Genomic DNA, 2,951 nt, shown 5'->3' with positions numbered 1-2,951 from the left:
ACGTCGGGCGAGACGATCATCAGGTCGTCCATCTGGCCCTTGAAATTGTGCTCGATGTCCAGCGCGAAGACGGGAGAGGCATAGAGGTTGTCGACCGGAATGTCGAAGAAGCCCTGGATCTGGGCTGCATGCAGGTCGAGCGTCAGGACGCGGTCGATCCCCGCCGTCTCGATCATGTTGGCCACCAGCTTGGCGGTGATCGGGGTGCGGGCCTTGGCGCGGCGGTCCTGGCGGGCGTAGCCGAAATAGGGGATGACGGCGGTGATCCGGGAAGCAGAAGACCGACGCAGGGCGTCGGTCATGATCAGAAGTTCCATCAGGTTGTCGTTGGCCGGGTTCGAGGTCGGCTGGATGACATACATGTCCTCGCCGCGGACGTTCTCGAAGACCTCGACGAAGATTTCCTGATCGTTGAAGCGTTCGACCCGTGCGTCGACGAGGTTCACGCTCATCCCGCGGTGCATGGACATCCGCCGCGCGATGGATTTCGCCAGCGGCTGATTGGCGTTTCCGGCGATGAGCTTGGGTTCGGTGACGGCGGGCATGGGGGCTCCGGGCAGCGGATTCGGGATGCGTGTCGCTTATCACCGGGCTTGCCGGATGCAAACGGGCGCGAGTGCCCAAGCCGCGAATTTTGCGGCGGCTGCGGTTCAGAAGGCGGCGAGGAAGCGGTCGACGTCCGTCTCGGTGGTGGACCAGCTGGCCACCAGCCGCGCCCGTTCACGGCCTTCGGCAGCGGGGAAGCGGTAGTAGACCGCGCCTGCGCCCTCCAGCCGGTCATGCCTGCCGGCGGCCCATTCCGGGAAGAGCATGTTGGCCGGGGCATCCGGCACATGCGCCTGCCTTTGCCGCAGCCCCTCGGCCAGCCGTTGCCCCATGGCGTTGGCCTGCGCCGCCAGTCGCAGCCAGAGGCCACCGGTCAGATAGGCCTCCATCTGCGCCGAGAGGAAGCGGTGCTTGGAGAAGAGATGCCCGCCCCGCTTGCGGCGAAGCTCCAGTTCCCAGGCCTTGTCGGGGTTGAAGAGGACCACGCCTTCCACCCCTAGGCAGCCGTTCTTGGTGCCCCCCAGCGACAGCACGTCGATGCCCGCCTTCCAGGTCATCTGGGCTGGGGTCACGCCCGTCGCCACCAAAGCATTGGCAAAGCGCGCGCCGTCGAGATGGCAGGGGATGCCCTTCGCCTTCGCCATCGCGGTCAGGGCGGAGATTTCGGCGGGGGTGTAGACGGTCCCGGCCTCGGTCACGTTGGTCAGCGACAGCATCCCGCGCTGCACCCCGTGGACGCCGCTTTCGCCGGTCGTCGCCAGCGCGGTGGCAAAAGTCTCCGGCGTGATCTTGCCCTGCTCGCCCGGCACCAGCACCAGCTTGGCCCCCGAATAGAACTCGGGCGCGCCACATTCGTCTTCGGCGACATGGGCATGGGTGTGGCAGAAGACCCCGTCCCAGGGATGGCAATGGGTGGCGATGGCAAGCGCATTGGCGGCGGTGCCGGTGGCGACGAGGCGAACCTCGGCCTGTGGCGCCTCGAAGGTGTCGCGCACAAGCTCCGTCACCCGGTCCATCGCGGCATCGGCGCCGTAGGACCGCTCATAGCCCTCGTTCGCCTTGAGGATCGCGGCCATGATCTCGGGGGCGGCGCCCGAGGTGTTGTCGGAGGCAAAGCGCATCAGGGGGTTTCCTCGATCAGATAGTCTTCCCAGTCGTCCTCGGGGATTTCGGTTTCGGACAGCGTCATGCCCCTGATCGACTGGCCCGAGCTATGGGTGCTTTCGGGATCGCCGGTCAGAAGCGGATGCCAGGCCGGAAGTTTCTTCTTCTGGAACAGCAGCTTGTAGGCGCAGGTCGAGGGCATCCAGTAGGCGATCTTTGGCAGGGTCTTCGGGGTCAGCACCACGCATTCCGGGACATGCAGCTTGCGGTTCGGATAGTCGCGGCAGCGGCAGCTGTCGCCATCGAAGAGGCGGCAGGCGATGCGGGTATAGGCGATCTCGCCGGTGTCCTCATACTCCAGCTTGTTCAGGCAGCACTTGCCGCAGCCGTCGCACAAGGCCTCCCATTCGGCTTGCGTCAGCTTCGACAGGGGAACGGTTTCCCAGAAACGGGGGCGCAGGTTGGTCATCCGCGCAAGGTGCGGCGGCGGGGCGGAAAAGGGAAGGGGTCAGAGCACAAGTCGCATCAAGGGGCGGTTCGGCTTGGCGCGCGCCACGGTCTGGAACCCGGCCCTGTCGAAGACCGAGGTCGATCCGACGAAGAGGCCGACGGACTTCGACTGCTTCGCCCGGTCCATCGGGCTTGCCTCCAGCACGCGGGCCCCGTTGGCGCGGGCGTGGTCGATCCCGGCGGCCAGCATCCGGTGCGACAGGCCCTTGCCGCGCATCCGGCTGCGGAAGAAGAAGCAGGACACCGCCCAGACCGCCGGGTCATCGGCCGCGGCGTCGGGCAGGGGCGAGGAGGACCGGCCGGGATTGTTCCATTCCGGCACGTCCGCGCGCGCGCCGATCTGCATCCAGCCCACCGGATCATCGCCCTGAAACGCAAGAAGGCCGGGCGCGGGGCCTTCGGCGATGCGGGCGACCATCAGGTCGCGTTTCGCATCGCCGCTGAGGGTCTGGCGTTCCTTGGGGCGGAGGCGGAAGTGCTGGCACCAGCAGCCGTAGCAGGCCCCCGACGGGCCGAAGAGCGTCAGGAAATCCCCGGTGAGGTCGGGGGTCAGCGGGCGGATATGCAGGTCGGACATCGGGCCTCCTGTGCGATGTTCACAGGATGTTCCGGTCTGGCAGGGCTGTCAATCAGAGGTGCGCGAGGATTTCGCGCGCCTTGGCGCAGTCGGCGTCCATCTGGGCGATGAGCGCGTCGAGCCCATCGAACTTCATCTCCGGGCGCAGGAAATCGACCAGCGCGACCGAGATGTGATGGCCGTAGAGGTCGCCCTTGAAGTCGAGGAGATAGGT

General features: G+C 66.5%; 5 protein-coding genes. All 5 read right to left on the bottom strand.

The window, feature by feature from the left end; genetic code table 11:
* Window positions 1-545: ribose-phosphate diphosphokinase (prs, locus tag V7Q39_RS20400; RefSeq protein WP_333818442.1), on the bottom strand; the 545-nt coding region annotated here is incomplete at its 3' end.
* Window positions 546-650: 105 nt separating this feature from the next.
* Window positions 651-1,667, bottom strand: coding sequence for a threonine aldolase family protein (locus V7Q39_RS20395; RefSeq protein WP_333818441.1), 1,017 nt, complete (start codon window positions 1,665-1,667; stop codon window positions 651-653).
* A complete protein-coding gene (locus tag V7Q39_RS20390; RefSeq protein WP_333818440.1) occupies window positions 1,667-2,119 on the bottom strand; it encodes a YcgN family cysteine cluster protein in 453 nt (150 codons plus the stop codon). The genes V7Q39_RS20395 and V7Q39_RS20390 overlap by 1 nt, the downstream gene beginning before the upstream one ends.
* A gap of 39 nt (window positions 2,120-2,158) precedes the next feature.
* Window positions 2,159-2,737: a GNAT family N-acetyltransferase gene (locus V7Q39_RS20385; protein WP_333818439.1), complete on the bottom strand. Its 579-nt coding sequence runs from the start codon at window positions 2,735-2,737 to the stop codon at window positions 2,159-2,161.
* Between the two features lie 52 nt (window positions 2,738-2,789).
* Window positions 2,790-2,951 (bottom strand): riboflavin kinase (locus V7Q39_RS20380; RefSeq protein ID WP_333818443.1); only part of this gene is annotated, 162 nt, incomplete at its 5' end.

The sequence above is a fragment of the Tabrizicola sp. genome (assembly GCF_036781545.1).
In the GTDB taxonomy this organism is placed as follows: Bacteria; Pseudomonadota; Alphaproteobacteria; order Rhodobacterales; family Rhodobacteraceae; genus Tabrizicola.
This window is presented reverse-complemented; position numbering and strand designations above follow the sequence as displayed.

What these genes read in the sequence shown, in the direction of transcription:
- V7Q39_RS20390 (WP_333818440.1), bottom strand. Translation starts at nt 2,119, where the DNA reads ATGACCAACCTGCGCCCCCGTTTCTGGGAAACCGTTCCCCTGTCGAAG.
- V7Q39_RS20395 (WP_333818441.1), bottom strand. Translation starts at nt 1,667, where the DNA reads ATGCGCTTTGCCTCCGACAACACCTCGGGCGCCGCCCCCGAGATCATG.
- V7Q39_RS20385 (WP_333818439.1), bottom strand. Translation starts at nt 2,737, where the DNA reads ATGTCCGACCTGCATATCCGCCCGCTGACCCCCGACCTCACCGGGGAT.